The organism is Streptomyces sp. NPDC002092, assembly GCF_053593775.1.
The window spans coordinates 36,475-56,030 of record NZ_JBSFDG010000010.1 but is presented as its reverse complement, the minus strand read 5'-3'; the positions used below and the strand labels follow the sequence as shown (position 1 = coordinate 56,030).

The 19,556-nt window shown below is 70.9% G+C and carries 20 protein-coding genes; 11 read left to right on the top strand and 9 right to left on the bottom strand.

Translation table 11 applies throughout. The features are described from left to right. The first annotated feature begins 95 nt into the window (after positions 1-95). On the top strand, positions 96-689 hold the full coding sequence (locus ACWCRD_RS23475) for a histidine phosphatase family protein (RefSeq protein WP_344405654.1): 594 nt from the start codon (positions 96-98) through the stop codon (positions 687-689). Here ACWCRD_RS23475 and ACWCRD_RS23470 read toward each other — a convergent pair. From ACWCRD_RS23470 to ACWCRD_RS23460, 3 genes are all read right to left on the bottom strand, one after another. After that, positions 671-1,114: a DUF6314 family protein gene (locus ACWCRD_RS23470; protein ID WP_450967977.1), complete on the bottom strand. Its 444-nt coding sequence runs from the start codon at positions 1,112-1,114 to the stop codon at positions 671-673. The two genes, ACWCRD_RS23475 and ACWCRD_RS23470, sit on opposite strands and share 19 nt — an antisense overlap. Positions 1,115-1,459: 345 nt before the next feature. Further along, a complete protein-coding gene (locus ACWCRD_RS23465) occupies positions 1,460-1,900 on the bottom strand; it encodes a carboxymuconolactone decarboxylase family protein (RefSeq protein WP_450967743.1) in 441 nt (146 codons plus the stop codon). Beyond that, a complete protein-coding gene (locus ACWCRD_RS23460) occupies positions 1,897-2,319 on the bottom strand; it encodes a MerR family transcriptional regulator (protein WP_450967742.1) in 423 nt (140 codons plus the stop codon). The genes ACWCRD_RS23465 and ACWCRD_RS23460 overlap by 4 nt, the downstream gene beginning before the upstream one ends. A 260-nt stretch (positions 2,320-2,579) precedes the next feature. Between ACWCRD_RS23460 and ACWCRD_RS23455 the strand changes: the two genes are divergently transcribed. The 8 genes from ACWCRD_RS23455 to ACWCRD_RS23420 are packed head-to-tail and all read left to right on the top strand — an operon-like array spanning position 2,580 to position 11,443. Beyond that, positions 2,580-5,174 (top strand): YfhO family protein, encoded by a 2,595-nt coding sequence (locus tag ACWCRD_RS23455; RefSeq protein ID WP_450967741.1) that lies wholly within the window; start codon positions 2,580-2,582, stop codon positions 5,172-5,174. Positions 5,175-5,197: 23 nt separating this feature from the next. Then, on the top strand, positions 5,198-6,148 hold the full coding sequence (locus tag ACWCRD_RS23450) for a glycosyltransferase family 2 protein (protein WP_450967740.1): 951 nt from the start codon (positions 5,198-5,200) through the stop codon (positions 6,146-6,148). 26 nt (positions 6,149-6,174) lie between these two features. Beyond that, entirely contained in the window at positions 6,175-6,546 is a 372-nt protein-coding gene (locus tag ACWCRD_RS23445; protein ID WP_450967739.1) for a GtrA family protein, read from the top strand. Between the two features lie 45 nt (positions 6,547-6,591). Beyond that, positions 6,592-7,620, top strand: a complete 1,029-nt coding sequence (gene argC / locus ACWCRD_RS23440) for an N-acetyl-gamma-glutamyl-phosphate reductase (protein WP_450967738.1) — start codon at positions 6,592-6,594, stop codon at positions 7,618-7,620. Further along, positions 7,617-8,795, top strand: a complete 1,179-nt coding sequence (gene argJ, locus ACWCRD_RS23435; protein WP_450967737.1) for a bifunctional glutamate N-acetyltransferase/amino-acid acetyltransferase ArgJ — start codon at positions 7,617-7,619, stop codon at positions 8,793-8,795. The genes argC and argJ overlap by 4 nt, the downstream gene beginning before the upstream one ends. Next, entirely contained in the window at positions 8,792-9,706 is a 915-nt protein-coding gene (gene argB / locus ACWCRD_RS23430) for an acetylglutamate kinase (protein ID WP_450967736.1), read from the top strand. The genes argJ and argB overlap by 4 nt, the downstream gene beginning before the upstream one ends. Continuing rightward, entirely contained in the window at positions 9,703-10,896 is a 1,194-nt protein-coding gene (locus tag ACWCRD_RS23425; RefSeq protein WP_450967735.1) for an acetylornithine transaminase, read from the top strand. The genes argB and ACWCRD_RS23425 overlap by 4 nt, the downstream gene beginning before the upstream one ends. A gap of 7 nt (positions 10,897-10,903) precedes the next feature. After that, on the top strand, positions 10,904-11,443 hold the full coding sequence (locus tag ACWCRD_RS23420) for an arginine repressor (protein ID WP_115909266.1): 540 nt from the start codon (positions 10,904-10,906) through the stop codon (positions 11,441-11,443). Positions 11,444-11,550: 107 nt separating this feature from the next. Here ACWCRD_RS23420 and ACWCRD_RS23415 read toward each other — a convergent pair whose 3' ends face one another. The 5 genes from ACWCRD_RS23415 to ACWCRD_RS23395 all read right to left on the bottom strand — a co-directional run bounded on the left by ACWCRD_RS23415 (position 11,551) and on the right by ACWCRD_RS23395 (position 16,507). Further along, positions 11,551-12,291, bottom strand: coding sequence for an FAD:protein FMN transferase (locus tag ACWCRD_RS23415; protein WP_450967976.1), 741 nt, complete (start codon positions 12,289-12,291; stop codon positions 11,551-11,553). Between the two features lie 55 nt (positions 12,292-12,346). Beyond that, a complete protein-coding gene (locus tag ACWCRD_RS23410; protein ID WP_450967734.1) occupies positions 12,347-13,168 on the bottom strand; it encodes an FMN-binding protein in 822 nt (273 codons plus the stop codon). A 30-nt stretch (positions 13,169-13,198) separates the two neighbouring features. Continuing rightward, positions 13,199-14,581, bottom strand: coding sequence for a ferredoxin reductase family protein (locus tag ACWCRD_RS23405; RefSeq protein WP_450967733.1), 1,383 nt, complete (start codon positions 14,579-14,581; stop codon positions 13,199-13,201). Between the two features lie 75 nt (positions 14,582-14,656). Then, positions 14,657-15,136, bottom strand: coding sequence for an FMN-binding protein (locus ACWCRD_RS23400; protein WP_450967732.1), 480 nt, complete (start codon positions 15,134-15,136; stop codon positions 14,657-14,659). 18 nt (positions 15,137-15,154) lie between these two features. Beyond that, positions 15,155-16,507, bottom strand: coding sequence for a ferredoxin reductase family protein (locus ACWCRD_RS23395; protein ID WP_450967731.1), 1,353 nt, complete (start codon positions 16,505-16,507; stop codon positions 15,155-15,157). A 151-nt stretch (positions 16,508-16,658) separates the two neighbouring features. Between ACWCRD_RS23395 and ACWCRD_RS23390 the strand changes: the two genes are divergently transcribed. Together ACWCRD_RS23390 and ACWCRD_RS23385 are read left to right on the top strand one after the other, a co-directional pair. Further along, positions 16,659-17,399, top strand: coding sequence for a response regulator transcription factor (locus tag ACWCRD_RS23390; RefSeq protein WP_450967730.1), 741 nt, complete (start codon positions 16,659-16,661; stop codon positions 17,397-17,399). Then, complete coding sequence (locus tag ACWCRD_RS23385) at positions 17,396-18,856, top strand: sensor histidine kinase (protein ID WP_450967729.1); 1,461 nt, start codon at positions 17,396-17,398, stop codon at positions 18,854-18,856. Before ACWCRD_RS23390 ends, ACWCRD_RS23385 begins: the two co-directional genes overlap by 4 nt. Here the strand turns inward: ACWCRD_RS23385 and ACWCRD_RS23380 are convergent. Beyond that, complete coding sequence (locus ACWCRD_RS23380; RefSeq protein WP_450967728.1) at positions 18,843-19,553, bottom strand: L,D-transpeptidase family protein; 711 nt, start codon at positions 19,551-19,553, stop codon at positions 18,843-18,845. The two genes, ACWCRD_RS23385 and ACWCRD_RS23380, sit on opposite strands and share 14 nt — an antisense overlap. Between the last annotated feature and the right edge of the window lie 3 nt (positions 19,554-19,556).

Sequence of the window (19,556 nt, the reverse complement as noted above, 5' to 3'; positions counted from 1 at the left end):
GCAGGTCCTGACCTTGAAGTAAGTTTTCGGGCACCGTCTGTGAATGCTCACCAACACCCCTTGACCTGCGCACTTTCCCGACACACCATCGCCGCATGCAACTTCGGGTCACTTTCGTCGCCGCCGCGCGCAGCTCCCCGCTGCTCGCCGAGCGCTTCGAGGACGACCGTCCGCTGGACCAGGCCGGCTGGGACGAGGTGCAGCGCGTCGCCCGCGATCTGGTGCCGCTCGCGGCGGCGGAGCTGCGCTACTGCTCGCCCACACCGCGCAGCCGCGCCACCGGCGACGCCCTCGGCTATGCGCCGCTGGTCCAACTCGCGCTGCGGGACTGCGACATGGGCCGCTGGCGCGGGCTGACCCTCGGCGAGGCGATGGCCCGCGAGCCGGAGGCGGTGGATGCCTGGCTGGCCGACCCGCGGGCCACCCCGCACGGTGGCGAGTCGCTGATGGGCTTCATCGCCCGGGTCGGCAACTGGCTCGACACCCGGCCCGCCGAGGACGGCGGCCGGATCGTCGCCGTGGCCGAGCCGTCCGTCGTCCGCGCGGCCCTGGTGTACGCGCTGAAGGCGCCGCCGTCGACGTACTGGAACATCGACGTGCGCCCCCTGTCGACGACCACCGTGACGGGCCACGCCGGGCGGTGGAACCTGCGCTTCGACGGGGCGCCGGTTCAGCCCTCGCGGGCGTAGTCGGTGGTCAGGACGAGGTCCTTGGCGGGGCCGGCCACCCGCCATACCGTCCGCCAGTGGTCGGCGTCCCGGACGGTGAACTCGCCGCGGTAGAGGTCCGCGGCGCAGGGGTGGTCGGCGACATGGTGCCCGGCGGTCAGATCCAGGTGGTGGAAGGGGCGCCCGTCGGCGAAACGCACGTCCGCGGTGCCCGGTGAACCGCCGGGCAGGAAGCGCAGGGTGCGTTCGGCGGGGCGCGCGACGCCCTGCCAGGTGAACGTGCCGGACTCCTTGTGCAGCAGCCCGCCCTCGGGGAGCGGGCTGAAGAGCGTCGTGCCTTCGAAGCGGCCCTCGTCGCCGCTAGCGAGATCCCGCACGCTGCGTTCCACGCGCCAGCGCCCGGCGAGGTGCGCCAGCACGTCCGCCACGGGCCAGAACTCGCCCATGCCCAGCCCTTCTTCCGGCCGGGGCTGCAAGGGATCGGGGGAGCCGGTGGGTGTCTTGCGGTCGGCCTGGGCCCGGATCTCGTAGTGCGCGGCGTGACTGGTGGCGCGGAAAGCCTCCTCGTACGCGGCGAGCGCTCCGCCGAGTCCGCCACCGGCAGTGCCACGGCGCCGGACCCGCAGCGCCAGTCCGGTGAAGGCTGCCGTCACGACGGCCAGACCACCGGTCAGGACGAGGTAGGGCGTCAGCGCATCCATGCCGTCGACCTTACGTCCGCGCATACTGCCTGATATTTCGAACGATGTTCTCGTACACCTTCCCGGCGAACTCGATCACCTTCCTGCGGATCAGGCAGAAGCAGCAGGGGTCTCCTGCGCGGGCTGCTGTCCGAGCGGCAGCAGCCCCCGCTCGGCGAAGACCTTCTTCGCGACGAAGGTCGCGTTCAGAGCCTTCGGCATGCCGCAGTACACCGCCGAGTGGGTCAGGGCCTCGACGATCTGCTCGGGGGTGAGGCCCACGTTCAGGGCCGCGTTGACGTGGACGTCGAGCTGGGCTTCGCAGCCGCCGAGCGCGGTGAGCATGCCCAGCGTGACCAACTGCCGGTCGCGCGGGGCGAGCCCGGGACGGTCGTAGATCTCCCCGAAGGCCCAGGCGACGACCTGGTGACCGAGTTCGGGGTTGATGTCGGCGAGGGACTCGACGACGCGTTGGCCGGCTTCGCCGTCGACCCTCTTCAGGACCTCCATGCCGTGGGCGAAGCGGTCTTCGCGGGTGGTGCTCTCGCTCATCTCGGGTCTTCCGTCCCCGACTGCTCGTCGAGCAGTCGTGCATAGTGATGGATCTTGGCGTCCAGCGCACGGGCGTTGCGGCGCAGCGACCGGATCCGGTCGCCCAGTTCGGCGCGGTGCTCTCGCAGCATCGCCAGCCGGGCGGCGACCGAGCCGTTGCCCTGCGCCCGCAGCTGCGCGAAGCGCTGCATGTCGGCGATCGACATACCGGTCTCGCGCAACCGCAGCAGGAACTCCAGCCAGGCCAGGTCGGCCGCGTCGTAGCGACGCTGGTTGCCGGTGGTCCGGCCGACCCGCTCGATGAGGCCCGCCTTCTCGTAGTAGCGCAGGGTGTCGTGCGAGAGCCCGGTGCGCTCGGCGACCTCGGCGATCGTGAGGGTCGGCTCCCGGTCCTGCGGGAGGCGGTGTCCGCTGGTCATGAACAAGACGGTAGAACCTGGAGCGCACTCCAGGTCAAGCGGCCGCCGGGCGCACCGCCGGGGGCTGCGCCCGCCGACCAGTCGAATTTCACCATCAAATAACTCTCCGGGAGAGTTCTGTTTCCCGGTCGTTCACCATTTCATAAGTGCGCCCTCGTATTTCGGAATTGACTTAATCTCTTTCTCGCAGACGGCACAACCAAACGGAAACGGCGTCCGTCTAAGTCGTCGAATCGATAACCCGCGGGGAGTGCCAAGGAATGGATCGCTCGACTCTGTCCACAGCCGTTTCGAGCGGTCGTTTCTCGCCGAAGAAGGCCGCGGCCCTGCTCGCGGCCGTCATCTCCGCCGCCGTGTTCTGTGCCGCCGACGCCGTCGCCCGCAGCTACCCCTTCGGCCCCCGCACCCGCAGCGTCAACGACCTCGGCAACCAGTACGTGCCCTTCCACGCGCACCTGTGGGACCTGCTGCACGGCCGGGCCGACGGCGGCCTCTTCGTCAACTGGCAGTCCGGCTTCGGCTCGAGCTTCCTGCCCGACCTGGGCACTTACCTCGGCAGCCCGTTCGCCCTGCTGGTCGGCCTGTTCCCCCGGGACGAGATCGATCTCGCGGTCTATGTGATCACCGTGCTGAAGATCGCCTCAGCCGGTGCGGCGATGGCCTGGCTGCTGCTGAGTCTGCGTCCCGGCCGCTGGTGGGGCGCCGGGCTGCTGGGCGCCTCGTACGCCCTGTGCGGCTGGAGTGTGGCGCTCGGCGACTACAACCCGATGTGGCTCGACGGCCTCGCGGCCCTGCCGCTGCTGTGTCTGGTCGGCGAGTGGACGCTCCAGCGCCGGCGCCCGCTGCTCGGCGTCCTGATCGTCGCCCTCGCCTGGATCGCCAACTTCTACACCGCGTACATGGCCACCCTCTGCGCCGGCCTGGTGCTGCTGCTCCGGTTGTGGCTCTGCGACCTCTCCCGAAGGCAGCGACTCGTGGCGGCCGGTCGCGCCGCCGCCACCGTCGTCCTCGGCATGGGCCTGGCCGCACCGCTGGTGACCGTCGTCTACTTCGGCACCAAGCACGCCTACCCGGGGCGGGTCGTGCAGTTCGCGCCCGTGAGCACCGAGGATCTGCTGGCCCGTCTGCTGCCCACGACGTACAGCTTCGGCAGTCCGGCCCTCTACGTGGGCATGACGGCGCTGCTGCTCGCCCTCGCCCTGCCCTTCCACCGGGCGGTTCCCGGGCGGGTGCGCACGGGATGGGCGCTGCTCGTCGCCGCGGTCGCGCTGTCGCTGCAGTGGGGGCCGACCCATCTGGTCTGGCATGCCTTCGCCACCCCGCAGGGCAGCCCGTACCGGCAGGCCTTCGTCGTGTGCGCGCTGCTGGTGATGGCCGCCTGGCAGGCCCTGTCCCACGGCCTTCCCGACCGGCGGGCGCTGGGGGCCGCGGGAGCGCTGCTCGCCCTGATCACCGCCGTGGCGAGCCTGAGTGACTTTGTGAAGCCGGTGGCCTGGCCGGTCCTGGTGCTCGCCGTCATCGGTGCGGCGGGCGGGCTGCTGCTGTTGCGCCGGGCCGAGGGCCGCGGCCGTACCGTCATGGCCGGGCTCGCCCTGGTGCTGCTGTTCGGCGGGCAGTTCGGAGAGGCGGCGGCCACTTCCGCCGTCGCCACCCGCGTCCGCTTCGGCCACATGGACGACTACGCGCCCTGGGGCGCGCGGCAGGAGACCCAGGCGGAGGCGATCGCAAGGGCCGACGGCTGGCCGCGGTACCGCACCGACCCGGGCCGGGAGCAGACCGTCGCCAACGACCCGATGCTGGTCGGCGGCCAGGGCGCCCAGTACTACAGCAGCCTCACCGCCGACGTCCTCAGCCGCACCCTCACCGCCCTCGGCGACGGCTGGACCTCGCGGGGCCGCAACCTGCAGAGCCTCGACAACCCCGTCACCGACGCGATTTTCTCCGTCGGAGCGCGGGTGCACTCGCCGGTCGACCCGCACCAGGCGTATCTGCCGCAGCTCGGCGGCCCGTTGTCGGTCTCCCGGCAGGACGTGCCCCCTCTGGTGACCGTACGCAGCACTCCCGGCCGGGCGGGCTTCGGGCCGTCGCCGTACCGCAACCAGGAGCTGCTGCTCGGCGCCCGCGTCTACACCGTCCCCCGGACCGCCGTGCGCGACGACAACGGAAAGCCGCTGCGGGAGCAGGACGGGGTCGGTGACGGGACCGCCCTCACCCACCCGACGATCACGGCCGACTGCCCGGCCGGCAGCCAGGTCTACCTGTGGGCCCCGTACTACTCCGGCACCGCGCGCCTCGCAGGTCACCGCGTGCTCTTCCGCGCCCATTACCCGCGCAACCGCGCCGCCATGGCACCGCTCGGCACGGCCCCCGGCGCCGGCCGGCTGCGCATCGAACTGACCCCCGACCGCCCCGGCCGCATCCCGCGGGGCGCCGTCGGCTGCCTGGACACCGCCCGGCTGCACAAGGCCGTCGAACACCTCAAGGCCACCGCAGCCACACAGGTCACCGTCTCCGACGCCACCGTCCGGGCCGAACTCCCCGCGGGCAGCAGGGGACTCGCGGTCGTCGCGGCTCCCCGCATCGCGGGCTGGCGCTGCGCCGCGGGCGACGGCGACGCCGTACCGGCCCAGCAGTTCCTCGGTCTGATCGCCGTCCCGCTCGACGGCTCCTCGACCAGCGTCACCTGCCAGTTCCATCCGCCCGGCCTGCGGCTCGGCACGGCCGTCGGGGCCGCCTCGCTGCTGACCCTGATCCTGCTCGGCGCCGTCACCGCCGTACACCGGAGGCGCTCCACCATGCCCGACCCGCCCACGACCAGCACCCGCCCGCGCGAGCCCATGACCGGCGTTCTCTGACCGCGTCCCCAAGGGAAATGACCATGCTCATATCGATCGTCGCACCCTGCTACAACGAAGAAGACGTCATCGAGCGCTTCCACGACCAGGTCCAGAAGGTCGCGGAGGAGCTCCTTCCGCTCGGTCACGACATGGAGTTCGTGTACGTCGACGACGGCAGCCGCGACCGCACGCTCGCCGCGCTGGAGCGGCTGGCCGACCGGGACGCGCGCGTGCGCTACGTCTCCTTCAGCCGCAACTTCGGCAAGGAGGCGGCCCTGCTGGCCGGCCTGCGCCACTCCACGGGTGACTCCGTGATCGTCATGGACGCGGACCTCCAGCACCCGCCGGAGCTGATCAAACGCATGGTGGACCTGCGCAAGGAGGGCTACGACCAGGTCATCGCCAAGCGCACCAGGACCGGTGACCGGATGACCCGCACCGTCACCGCCCGCCTCTACTACCGCCTCATCAACCGCCTCGTCGACGTGGAACTCGTCGACGGCGTCGGCGACTTCCGGCTGATGTCCCGCCGAGTGGTGGACGCGGTCCTGGAGCTCACCGAGTACAACCGCTTCTCCAAGGGCCTGTTCGCCTGGGTGGGCTTCCCCAGCACCACCTTTGAGTACGAGAACGCCGTACGCGAGGCAGGCCGCAGCTCCTGGAGCCTGCGCAGCCTGCTCAACTACGGCATCGACGGGCTGCTGTCCTTCAACAACAGGCCCCTGCGCCTCGCCCTGTACCTGGGCATGGGCCTGCTGGTGTGCGCCCTCGCCTATACCGCGTGGATCGTGGGCGCCGCGCTCGTCAACGGCGTGCAGACGCCCGGCTATGTCACGATCATCACCGCCGTCACCGGTGTCGCCGGAGTGCAGATGATCATGCTCGGGGTCATCGGGGAGTACACCGGCCGCATCTACTACGAGGTCAAGCGGCGCCCGCACTTCCTGGTGAAGGCGAGCAACGTGGACCGGGCGAAGGACCTCATTCCCTGATGCGCAGTGCACTTGTCTCGAGGCAGATGATCACCTTCGCCGTGATCGGTGTCGTCAACACGGGCACGTATTACGGTGCCTATCTGCTGCTCCTTACCCGTTTGCCGTACCTCCTCGCCCATATCCTCGCGACCGCGCTCAGCCTGACTGGTTCATTTTTCCTCAATGCGCGATTCACCTATAGGACACGCCCGACGCTGCGGAAATTCATGCTGTTCCCCCTGACGAATGCCGCGAATTTCGTCATCACGACGGCCGGCGTCTACGTCCTCGTCGACCTGCTGCACTTCAGCAGCCGCTTCGCCCCGCTGCTCGCGTCCCTGGCGGCCATCCCGGTGACCTTCCTCGTCTCCCGGCGGATCATGCTCCCGAAGGCGGACCCCGCCCCGATTGCATAAACGTGCATCGATACGTATAGTCATGCCATCCAGGAGGAGGATGACATGGCGGTACGTGCGGCAGTGGCCGGAGCGAGCGGATACGCGGGCGGGGAGCTCCTGCGTCTGCTCCTGGCGCACCCCGAGATCGAGATCGGGGCCCTGACCGGCAACTCCAACGCCGGTCAGCGGCTCGGCGCGCTGCAGCCGCACCTGCTGCCGCTGGCCGACCGCATACTCCAGGAAACCACCCCGGAGGTCCTCGCCGGGCACGACGTGGTGTTCCTCGCCCTGCCCCACGGCCAGTCCGCCGCCGTCGCCGAGCAGCTCGGCCCGGACGTGCTCGTCATCGACATGGGCGCCGACTTCCGGCTCAAGGACGCGGCCGACTGGGAGAGGTTCTACGGCTCCGCGCACGCCGGGACCTGGCCGTACGGCCTCCCCGAACTGCCGGGTGGCCGCGCCGCGCTGGAGGGGTCCAAGCGCATCGCGGTACCCGGCTGCTACCCGACGGCCGCCACCCTGGCCCTCTTCCCGGCCTACGCCGCAGGGCTCGCCGAGAACGAGGCCGTGATCGTCGCCGCCTCCGGCACCTCCGGCGCGGGCAAGGCGCCCAAGCCGCACCTGCTGGGCAGCGAGGTCATGGGCTCCATGTCGCCGTACGGCGTCGGCGGCGGCCACCGGCACACCCCCGAGATGGTCCAGAACCTCAGCGCGGCGGCCGGGGAGCGGGTCTCCGTCTCCTTCACCCCGACCCTCGCACCGATGCCCCGCGGCATCCTCGCCACCTGCAGCGCGAAGGCCAAGCCGGGCGTGACCGCCGAGTCCGTGCGCGCCGCCTACGAGAAGGCCTTCGCCGACGAGCCGTTCGTCCACCTCCTGCCCGAGGGCCAGTGGCCCGCCACGGCGTCCGTCTACGGTTCCAACGCCGTTCAGGTGCAGGTCGCATACGACGAGGCGGCGGGCCGCATCATCGCGATCAGCGCCATCGACAACCTGACCAAGGGCACCGCGGGCGGTGCCGTCCAGAGCATGAACCTCGCCCTCGGACTCGACGAGTCCACGGGGCTTTCCACGATCGGAGTCGCACCGTGAGCGTCACGGCAGCCAAGGGATTCCAGGCTGCGGGCATCGCCGCCGGAATCAAGGAGAACGGCAACCCCGACCTGGCCCTCGTGGTCAACAACGGGCCCCGCCGCGCCGCCGCCGGTGTCTTCACCTCCAATCGTGTGAAGGCCGCGCCGGTTCTCTGGTCCGAGCAGGTCCTGAAGAGCGGCGAGTTGACCGCGGTCGTCCTCAACTCCGGTGGCGCCAACGCCTGTACGGGGCCGAAGGGCTTCCAGGACACGCACGCGACAGCGGAGAAGGTGGCCGACTCCCTCAACAGCGCGGGACTGGACGAGACGGGTGGTCACGCCGCCGGGCTGATCGCCGTCTGCTCGACGGGCCTCATCGGGGTGCTCCTCCCGATGGACAAACTGCTGCGGGGTGTCGACAAGGCCGTCGCCCAACTCAGCCCGCACGGCGGCGAGAAGGCCGCCATCGCCATCAAGACCACCGACACCGTCCACAAGACGTCAGTCGTCACCAAGGACGGCTGGACCGTCGGCGGCATGGCGAAGGGCGCTGGCATGCTCGCCCCCGGCCTCGCCACCATGCTGGTCGTCCTCACCACGGACGCCGACCTCGAAAGCGACGTGCTGGACAAGGCACTTCGGGCCGCCACCCGCACCACCTTCGACCGCGTCGACTCCGACGGCTGCATGTCCACCAACGACACCGTCCTGCTGCTCGCCTCCGGCGCCTCCGAAGTCACCCCGAAATACGAGGAGTTCGCCGAAGCCGTACGGCAGGTCTGCGACGACCTCGGCCAGCAGCTGATCCGCGACGCCGAGGGCGCCAGCAAGGACATCAAGGTCGAGGTGATCAACGCGGCGAGCGAGGACGACGCCGTTGAGGTGGGCCGCTCCATCGCCCGCAACAACCTCCTCAAGTGCGCCATCCACGGCGAGGACCCCAACTGGGGCCGCGTCCTCTCCGCGATCGGCACGACGAAGGCGGCCTTCGAGCCGGACCGGCTCAACGTCGCCATCAACGGCGTCTGGGTCTGCAAGAACGGCGGCGTCGGCGAGGACCGCGAGAAGGTCGACATGCGCTACCGCGAGGTGCACATCGTCGCCGACCTCGCCGCCGGGTCCGAGACCGCCACCATCTGGACCAACGACCTCACCGCCGACTACGTCCACGAGAACAGCGCCTATTCGTCATGAGCACCACTCGTAAGCACACCGCGCTCCCCAAGGCCCAGATCCTCATCGAGGCGCTGCCCTGGCTGGTCAAGCACAACGGCAAGACGGTCGTCATCAAGTTCGGCGGCAACGCCATGATCGACGAGGACCTCAAGGCCGCGTTCGCCCAGGACGTCGTCTTCCTGCACCACGCCGGGCTCAAGCCGGTCGTGGTGCACGGCGGAGGCCCGCAGATCAGCGCCGCCCTCGACCAGCACGGCATCGTCAGCGAGTTCAAGGCCGGCCTGCGCGTCACCACCGAGGACGCCATGGACGTCGTACGCATGGTGCTCGCCGGGCAGGTCCAGCGCGAGCTGGTCGGGCTGCTCAACCAGCACGGCCCGCTGGCCATAGGCCTCACCGGCGAGGACGCGCACACCATCACCGCCACCAAGCACCAGCCCGAGATCGACGGCGAACTGGTCGACATCGGGCGGGTGGGCGAGATCACCGCGATCGACACGGGCGCGATCGAGGCACTGCTCGCCGACGGCCGGATCCCGGTCGTCTCCTCGATCGCCCGGAGCCAGGACGACGGACATGTCTACAACGTCAATGCTGACACGGCGGCTGCGGCACTCGCTGCTGCGCTTGGAGCGGAGACTCTCATGGTCCTCACGGACGTCGAGGGCCTCTATGAGGACTGGCCGCACAGCGACGAGGTGATCAGCCGCCTCACCGCCTCCCAACTGGAGAAACTGCTGCCGGAGCTGAGCTCCGGCATGGTGCCGAAGATGGAGGGCTGTCTGCACGCCGTCCGCAACGGCGTCACCACCGCCCGCGTCATCGACGGCCGGGTCCAGCACTCGATCCTGCTGGAGATCTTCACCGACGAGGGCATCGGCACGATGGTCGTGCCCGACGAGAATCCGCACGTACAGGGGGAGTCGTGAGCAACCAGGAACTGACCGCGCGGTGGCAGGGCGCGCTCATGAACAACTACGGCATCCCGCTGCTGCCCCTGGTGCGCGGCGAGGGCGCCAAGCTGTGGGACGCCGACGGCAAGCAGTACGTCGACTTCGTCGGCGGCATCGCGGTCAACGCGCTCGGCCACGCCCACCCGGCGATCGTCGAGGCCGTGAGCCGGCAGATCGGCTCGCTCGGCCACATCTCCAACTTCTTCATGTCCGAGCCGACCGTGACCCTTGCCGAGCGGCTGCTGCAGCTGTTCGGGCGGGACGGCAGGGTGTTCTTCTGCAACTCGGGCGCCGAGGCCAACGAGGCCGCCTTCAAGATCGGCCGGCTGACCGGGCGCACACACGTCGTCGCCACCGAAGGCGCCTTCCACGGCCGCACCATGGGCGCCCTCGCGATGACCGGCCAGCAGGGCAAGCGGGAGCCGTTCCTGCCACTGCCCGGAGACGTCACGCATGTGCCGTACGGCGACGCTCAGGCGCTTGCGGCCGCGGTCACCGAGGAGACCGCGCTGGTCATCCTGGAGCCGATCCAGGGCGAGATCGGCGTCGTCACCCCGCCGCCCGGCTATCTCAAGGCCGCCCGGGCGATCACTGCCGCCACCGGTGCGCTGCTGGTCCTGGACGAGGTGCAGACCGGAGTCGGCCGTACCGGCCACTGGTTCGAGTACCAGGCCCACGAGGGTGTCCTGCCGGACGTCGTCACGCTCGCCAAGGGCCTCGGCGGCGGACTGCCGCTGGGCGCGACCGTCGCCTTCGGGCGGGCCGCGGAGCTGCTGCAGCCCGGGCACCACGGCACGACCTTCGGCGGCAACCCGGTCGCCTGCGCCGCCGGGCTCGCCGTCCTGGACACGATCGCGAACGAGGGGTTGCTGGAGAACGTCAAGCAGCAGAGCGAGAAGCTGCGGGAGGGAATCGAGTCACTGGGCCACCCGTTGATCGACCATGTCCGGGGTGCGGGCCTCCTCCTGGGTATCGTGCTCACCGAGCCGCTCGCGCCCCAGGCGCGCCAGGCGGCTCAGGAGGCCGGATTCCTGGTGAACGCGCCCGCCCCCGACGTCGTACGGCTGATGCCGCCGCTGACTCTCGGCGACGACGAGGTGGAGGCGTTCCTCCAGGCGCTGCCCGGCATCCTGGACCAGGCCAACGGGGACGGATCCGGAGAATGAGACGACGATGAGTCACGCGCAGGACGACGCACAGCACGCCGGGCCTGCCGTGCCGCAGACCCGCACCGCACGCCACCGCCGGATCGTGGACATCCTCAACCGGCAACCGGTGCGCTCGCAGAGCCAGTTGGCCAAGTTGCTGGCCGACGACGGGCTGAACGTCACGCAGGCGACCCTGAGCCGGGACCTGGACGAGCTGAACGCGGTGAAGATCCGCAACAACGACGGTGACCTGATCTACGCGGTGCCCAGCGAGGGGGGTTTCCGGACCCCCCGGGCGCCGCTGGGGGAGTCGGCGAAGGAAGAGCGGATGCGGCGGTTGTCGCAGGAGCTGCTGATCTCTGCCGAGGCGTCGGCGAATCTTGTGGTGCTGCGGACGCCGCCGGGGGCTGCGCAGTTCCTGGCCTCGGCCATCGATCAGGCCGAACTGCACGACATTCTCGGCACGATTGCCGGTGACGACACGTTGTTGTTGATCAGTCGGGATCCCAGTGGGGGGAATGCGCTGGCCGAGCATCTGCTGAGGTTGGCTCAGAACGGCCACTGAGAGGGGTGCTTGCGGTTGTTCGCCGACTGCGAGCCGTGGGGGCTTGTCGCGCCCACGCGGCGGAGCCGCACATCGACACATCCCCGCGCCCCTTCAGGGCGCTCCGGTCAGCCCAGGCGAGCAGCCAGGCCCCCCGTGCATCTCACCTCGTCGCCCGCCGTGATCAGCAAGGCCTCCACGTCCGGGAGGGACTCCAGCCAGCCCAGGCCCTGGTTGGAGCCCATGGCGAAGGCTGCTGTGGCCCAGCAGTCCGCCCAGGTGAGCTTGGGGGCCACCACCGTCACCGCCACCAGGTCGGTGACCGCGGAGCGGCCCGTGCGCGGGTCGACTATGTGGGCGCCGCGCTCGGCGGTGCCGGAGGTGGCCACGGCCAACTCGTCGGCGCCGGCCGCGGAGACGACCGCCGCGAGGCCGCCCGGGCGCAGCGGGTCCGCCACCCCGACCCGCCAGGGCCGGTGCGGTTCGGGCACGCCGATCAGCTGGACGTCCCCGCCGCCGTTCATGCTCACGCCGCTCACGCCGGGGGTGGCCGCCAGCAGCCGGGCCGCGCGCTCGGCGGCCCAGCCCTTGACGATGCCGGTCGGGTCCAGCCGCCCTTCGTAGCGCAGGCTGAACCAGCCGTCGCTCACCCGCTCCGCCTCGGCGCCCAGGGCGAGCACCTCGGCGACCTCGGGGGCGCACTGCTCCACGGTCAGCTCACCCCGCACCAGCCGGGAGACCTCACTGTCGTCGCGGTAGGTGCTGAACACCTCGTTCACCCGGTGCAGCCCGGCGATCGCCTCCGCCAGCGCCGCCTGCACCGCACCGGGCTCCCCGCCGCGGACGTCGAAGGAGAAGACGGTCCCCATGACCTCCTCCGCATGACGCACCGCGGCGGGAGCTTCTGCCGACTCGGCCACCGACTCAGCCACCGGCCTGGTCCAGTGCCGACTGCAGCGACTGCATATAGCCGCTGCTCGTGTACGTGGCACCCGACACCGCGTCGATCTTCGCGCTGCCGGCCGCCACCGCCTCCTGGTTGAGCTTGGGGATGGCCATCGCCGTCTTCTGGTCGCTGAGCCCGCCCTTGGGCGCCTGCACCGCGTCCGCCTTGGTGATCTTGCCGTTCGCCACCGTGATCCGGACCTGGACCGGCCCGTACTGGGTCTGCGCGACACTGCCGGTCACGGTCTTGGCCTGGCCGCTCGCGGAGCCCGAGCCCTGGGCGTTGCCGGAGGAGGAGCCCCCACCGCCGCCCTGGGAGGGGCTGGTGCTGCCCTTCGAGGAACCGGCGCTCGCCTTCATCTTGTCGATCGCCGACTGCAGCGACTGCTTGTAGCCGTTGCTCGTGTACGTCGCCCCGGAGACCGAGTCGATCTGCGCGCTCTGCGCGGCGACCGTCTCCTGGGTCAGCTTGGGAACGGAGAGGGCGGTCTTCTGGTCGCTGGTGCCGCCCTTGGGCGCCTGGATCGCCTCAGCCTTGGTGATCTTGCCGTTGCTGACGGTCAGCCGGACCTGGACGTTGCCGTACTGGGTCTGGGCCACACTGCCGTCGACCGTGCCGCTCCCGGCGCCCGCGGCGCCGCCCTGGGGCGACTCCTGCGCGGCCGCGGTCTGCTGCGGGGCCGCGCCGGCCGCCTGGGCGTTCGGGTCGGACGCCGGTTTCAGCGACAGCAGCAGTACGACGCCCGACACGGTGGCGGCGGTGGCCAGCACGACACGCCGGATGGGGTGACTCTTCTTCATCGCTTTCCCAGACTCCTGAAGTCCCGTCGCTCACATCTCGAACGACTCGTGATGGATGCGGCGGGCGGGCACTCCCGCCCCGCGCAGTGCTTCGTACACGCCCTGCGCGAACCCGGCCGGCCCGCACATGAAGACGTCGTGCTGTTCGATGTCCGGCAGCTTCTGCCGCAGCCGCTCCGCCGAGATGTCCGGGCGCTCCCCGTCCGGGCTGTTGACCGCGTACATCAGCCGGGCGCCGCGGTCGTCGGCGATGGCGGCGAGCTCGTCCCACAGGGCCAGGTCCTGCGTGGTGTTGGCCCGGTACAGGAGCGTGATGTCCCCGGAGGCGCCGGGCAGCGTCTCGAACAGCGCCCGCATCGGCGTGATGCCGACGCCGCCCGCGACCAGCAGCACCTTGCCGCGGCTGCGCCGCTGCGCGGTCATCGCACCGTAGGGGCCCTCGGCCCACACCCTGGTGCCGGGTGTCAGCTCGCGCAGCCGGGCGCTGTGGTCGCCGATCGCCTTGACGGTGATCCGCAGCATGTCGGGGCGGGGCGCCGCCGACAGCGAGTACGGGTGGGAGGAGAACCGCATGCCCGGCGCGAGGAACCGCCACCGGAAGAACTGCCCGGCCTCCGCGCCCATCCGGTGCAGCTTCCGCCCGCCGATCAGCACCGACACGATGCCCGGGGTCTCCTCGATCACGGCCTCGACGCGCATGCGATGCCGCAGGTTCAGCCGGATCGGAGTGAGGATCCGGTACCAGACCACCAGCGCGGTCACCGACCCGTACAGCACGTACCAGAAGGTCTTCGCGGTTGGCTCGACGGCGAAGTCGTTGCCGGTGGTGATCTGGTGCCAGAACGTCAGGAACACGGCCCCGTACGTCAGCAGGTGGACGTGGTACCAGGTGTCGTACGGGATCCGGCGCCGCACCGGGCCGATGGACGTCAGCCCGATGAGCACGAACAGGCCGGTGCCGATGGCCGCCTTGCCCATGTCCGGCAGCTGGTTGATGGAGTCGATCGTCTGCTGGACGATGTCACCGAGCGATTTGCCCGCCTGCAGCGCATAGCCCCACATGATGAGGAAGACATGCGCGAAGACCAGGCAGAGCGTGTAGCGGCCGCTCATCGCGTGCCAGCGCGCCACCCGGTCGGAGCCGACGCGCCGTTCCAGAGCGGGCACCCGGGCCATCTGCAGCACCACGAGCGCCATCAGATAGCCCGCCAGCAGACCGGTGATCCGGCCCGCGTTGAGGATCTTGCCGTTCTGGTCGGCGATGGACGGCGTGTTGTGCCACCACAGCCACAGCACACCGACCGCGCCCGCCCATACGGCGAGCAGCAGGACGGTCGCCGGGGAGCGGCGCGGGCGGATGCGGCGCATCGTCTGGCGGCGGGCGGCGCGGCCGCCTGCGAGCGTGGTGGTCACTGTTCCTCCGGGGCGGGGGCAAGGGGGCTGTCGTGGTCCCTTGGCCCAGGAATACGTGGCGCGACGCCGGTGTGTTCAGCCGCGTGCCGAGTCCAGTGCGGACTGGAGTGACTGGCGGTAACCGTCACTCGTGTAGGTGGCCCCGGAGACGGTGTCGATGTTCGCGCTCTGGGCCTGCAGCGCCTCGCTCCTGAGCCGGGGGAGGGCGAAGCTGTTGATCTCCTGGTCCCGCGGGTTGTCCGTCGGGTAGGTGACGGCGGTCACCTCGGTGAGCCTGCCGTTCTTGAGGGTGATACGGACCTGGACGGGGCCCCAGCGGGTCTGGACCGTGTCGCCGGTGACGGTCTTCGTGCCGGTCGTGGTCGATCCTCCGGAGCCGCCGGACCCGGTCGAGCCGCTCGAAGTGCTCGAACTGCTGCTGGGCGCGGGCACCGCCAGCGCCGCCTCCGGCGAGGAGTGCGGCTTCAGCGACAGCAGCAGCACCATGCCGGAGACGGTGGCGGCGCTCGCCAGCACGATGCGGCGCAGCGGACGGTTCTTCTTCAGCGCGTGCACTTGACGGCCTCACAGCTCTCAGAATTCGAACGACTCGTGGTGGATACGGCGGTCCGGCACACCGGCGTCGCGCAGCTCCTCGTACAGGTCCCGGGCGAAGCCGTGCGGGCCGCAGATGTAGACGTCGTGGCCCACGAGGTCGGGGAAGGTCGCGCGCAGGGACTGGGCGGTGAGGCTGGGGCGGCGCCCGTCAGGCCCGTTGAGCGCATACAGCACCTTGGCCCCGCGCCAACGGGCGATGGCCTCCAACTCCCCGCCCAGCGCCAGGTCTTCGGCCGTGCGCGCCCGGTACAGAAGAGTGACGTCGCCGGGCAGCGTCTCGAACAGCGCCCGCAGCGGTGTGATGCCGACGCCGCCCGCGATCAGCAGGGACTTCTGCGCGGTCTGCCGGTCCTGGGTCAGCGACCCGTAGGGGCCCTCCGCCCACACCCGGGTGCCCGGCCGCAGCAGCGCGACGGCCGCGCTGTGGTCGCCGAGCGCCTTGACCGTGATCCGCATCAGGTCCTGCCGGGGCGTCGCCGACAGGGAGTACGGCGTCGACGTCCAGCCCATGCCCTCGCCGAGGAACCGCCAGCGCAAGAACTGCCCGGCCCGCGCGCCCAGTTCGTCCAGCCGCTCGCCCCGTACGACGACGGAGTACACGCCCGGCGCCTCCTTGTGCACCGACTCCACCCGCAGCCGGTGCCGCAGGTTGAGCCGCAGCGGTACCAGGACCCGGAACCACAGCACCAGGGCCGCGACGCCGAGGTACAGCACGTACCAGGCGGCCGTGGCGCCGGTGTGGCCGTTGAACTCGTTGCCCAGGGTGAGCTGGTGGAAGAAGGCCAGGAACACCGCCAGGTACGTGAGCAGGTGGACGTAGTACCAGAACTCGTGACTGACCCGACGGCGGGCGGCGCGCGCCGAGGTGACGCCGACCGCGAACAGGATGACCGTGCCGAAGCCGGCCTTCATCATGTCCGGGTAGTCCAGGACCACGGTGAGCGTCTCGTGCCACACCGAGGCGCGGTCCTGGGCGGCGTACCCGAGGAGGATCAGCACGATGTGCGCGACCAGCAGGCACACCGTGTACCGGCCGGCCATCGCATGCCAGCGGGCCACCCGGTCCGAGCCGATCCGCCGCTCCAGCAGCGGCACCCGCGCCATCAGACCGACCAGCACCGCGCAGGCGTATCCGCACAGCAGCCCGGCGATCCGCCCGGCCCCGGTCAGCCAGCCCGCCGTCCCCACCACCGACCCGGTGTCCGTCCACCACAGGGCGACCACGGCTGCCGCCCCGGCCCACAGCAGGGCGAGCACGGGGCCCGCGGGGGAGCGCCGCGCGGCCGGCGCCACGGCCGGTGCCGCCCGCCGCTCGTACACGGTGGTCATGAGTGCGTCCTTTCGCCTGGATCCGGACGCCACTGTGCCGCCGCAACCTCTCAGCAGCCTCTGAAACCGGCACCCTCTGAGCCCACTCAGAGGAAACTCAGAGCCCCGGAGGCCGCCGCCCGCCCCGGCGAGGGGTGATCCTGGTAGGGCGATGAACACCACCCGCTCCGGCCGCCCCGCCCTCACCCGTCCCGACGGCACTGCGCTGCGCGTCCTCGTCGTCGACGACGATCCGGATCTCGCCGAGGTGCTCTCCGGTGCCCTGCGCTACGAGGGCTGGCAGGTCCGCTCGGCAGGTGACGGCGCCTCCGCGCTGGCCGAGGCGCGGGAGCTGATGCCGGACGCCGTCGTGCTGGACGTGATGCTGCCCGACACCGACGGCTTCGCCGTGCTGCGCTCCCTGCACATTGTGAAACCCGATGTGTGCGTCCTCTTCCTCACCGCACGGGACGCGGTCGAGGACCGCATCGCCGGCATCACGGCAGGCGGCGACGACTACGTCACCAAGCCCTTCAGCCTGGAGGAGGTCGTCGCCCGGCTCCGCGGACTGCTGCGCCGCGCCGGCATGGCACGCCAGCTGGACGAGGGCCCGCGGCTGACGGTCGGCGACCTGGTGATGGACGAGGAGGCCCGTGAGGTGACCCGGGCGGGCGAGCTGATCGAGCTGTCGCCCACCGAGTTCGAACTGCTCCGCTTCCTGATGCGCAACCCACGCCGCGTGCTCAGCAAGGCACAGATCCTCGACCGCGTCTGGTCCTACGACTTCGGCGGCCGCGCCCACGTCGTCGAGCTGTACATCTCCTACCTGCGCAAGAAGGTGGACGCGGGCCGCGAGCCGATGATCCACACGGTGCGGGGGGCCGGATACGTGCTCAAGCCGGTGACGTCATGAGGGAGCAGTGGAAGCGGCTGCCCCGGCCGCGGACGCTCCGGGCCCGGCTCACCGTCGGCCTGGTGGTGCTCCTCGCGGTCAGCTGCGCGGCGGTGGGCCTCGCCGCCGTGATCGAGCTGAACGGCTTCCTCACCAGCCGCCTCGACGAGCAGCTCGGCCAGGTCGGACCCCGGTTCGCCGCCAGTCTGGAACACGGGGGCAAGCTGCCCGACGACCACGACGGCGACGAACACGGCGACGACCGCAGACAGGCCGCCGGCACCTTCGGCGCCCGCCTCGTCGACGGCTCGGCCACCAACGCCGCGGTCGTCCGGACCGGCGGAGTCGTCGACGTCACGCTGACAGCCAGGGACAACAGACAGCTCGCCGCGGTCCCGGTCGACGGCAGGGGCCACAGCGTCCGGCTCTCCGCGCTGTACGGCTACCGGGTGACCGCGTCCAAAGGTCTCGACGGCGACGTCCTGATCACCGGTCTGCCCCTGGAGCCCGTGGAGGCCACCGTCCACCGCCTCGAACTGGTCGCCGGGATCGTCTTCGGCGCCGCCCTCACCCTCACCGGCGTCGCGGGCGCCCTCTGGGTGCGCTGGTCCCTCAGACCGCTGAGCCGGGTCGCCGCGACCGCCACCCGGGTCAGCGAACTCCCCCTGGCAAGCGGTGAGGTGGCCCTGCCGCCGCGCGCCCCCGAGTCCGACCCGCGCAGCGAGGTGGGACAGGTCGCCGGCGCCTTCAACCGCATGCTCGGCCATGTCGAGGACGCGCTGACCAAACGGCACGCCAGCGAGGAGCGACTGCGCAGCTTCGCCGCCGACGCCAGCCACGAGCTGCGCACCCCGGTCGCCTCCGTCCGCGGCCACGCGGAACTGGCCCTGCTCCATCCCGGCCCGGTACCGCCGGAGATCACCCGGGCGCTGGAGCGCATCGCCGCCGAGTCCGGCCGCATGGGCGAGATGGTCGACGAGATGCTGCTGCTGGCCCGACTGGACGCGGGCCGCCCCCTGGAACGGCAACCCGTCGACCTCACCATGCTGGTCCTGGACGCCGTCACCGACGCCCGGGCCGCGGGCCCCGAGCACCGTTGGAGCCTGGAGCTGCCGGAGGAACCGGTCACGGTGAACGGCGACGCCCACCGACTCCAACAGGTGTTGGCCAACCTGCTGACCAACGCGCGGGTGCACACACCCGTCGGCACGAAGGTGACGGTGTCCCTCGAGACCGAGGGCACGACCGTCCTCCTCAAGGTCCACGACGACGGCCCGGGCGTCCCCGGGGACATCCAGCCGGGCGTCTTCGAACGCTTCACCCGAGCCGAACACCGTCGCCGCAAGGACGCCCCCGGCGGGGGCGCGGGCCTGGGCCTGTCGATCGTGGCGGCGGTGGCGGAGGCACACGGGGGAAGTGTCGGCCTGGAGAGCAGAGCGGGTTCGACCACCTTCTCCGTACGGCTCAGTACCGTGTGATTGCCGTACTCCCGTTCGCTGTTCCGACGGCGATGTGCGGCCGCTTCCCGGGAACCGCCCACCTGAGGATCGCCCGCATCGCGGACCGGGGCACGGACACACAACCCGCGGTGGCCCCGCGCCCGTTGACATGCAGGAAGATGCCGGCGCCCCGCCCCCGTACGCGCTGGTGGTAGTTGAACCCGATGACGAACGCATACGCGTACTGCGTCCCGTACGAGGCAAGATGCTCGGACTCGGACGCACGGCAGTCGGCCGGACGTGGATCGGTCCAACGGTTGTAGGACGTCGAGGGGATGTCCTCGCACCACCACGCACTCTGCTTCACCGCACGGTACTTGTACCGGGTCCCGCGCGGCGCGGCCTCGATGCCGAAGGCGTACGGCAGGTCGTACAGCCCGGTCGGAGTCGTGTTGGTGTTCTGCCTGCGCGACGCCCCCTCCACGAGCCCCTTCGCCCCGAACCGTGCGGACGCCGAACCGGCCTTCACCCACCGGCCGCCCCGCAGGTCCCACCAGGTGACCGTGCCGGTCGTCGAGGCCGCCTTCGGGGCCACGGCGGTGATCAGCTGCGTACCGCCACCCGTGTCGGCCATCCGGGCGGGAATCGGCGCACCGGAGGCCGAGGAGGCCGGCACGGTACCGAGGACCAGGAGCGGGGCGCACACCAGGGCGCCGGCGACGAGAGCTGATCGCATGGC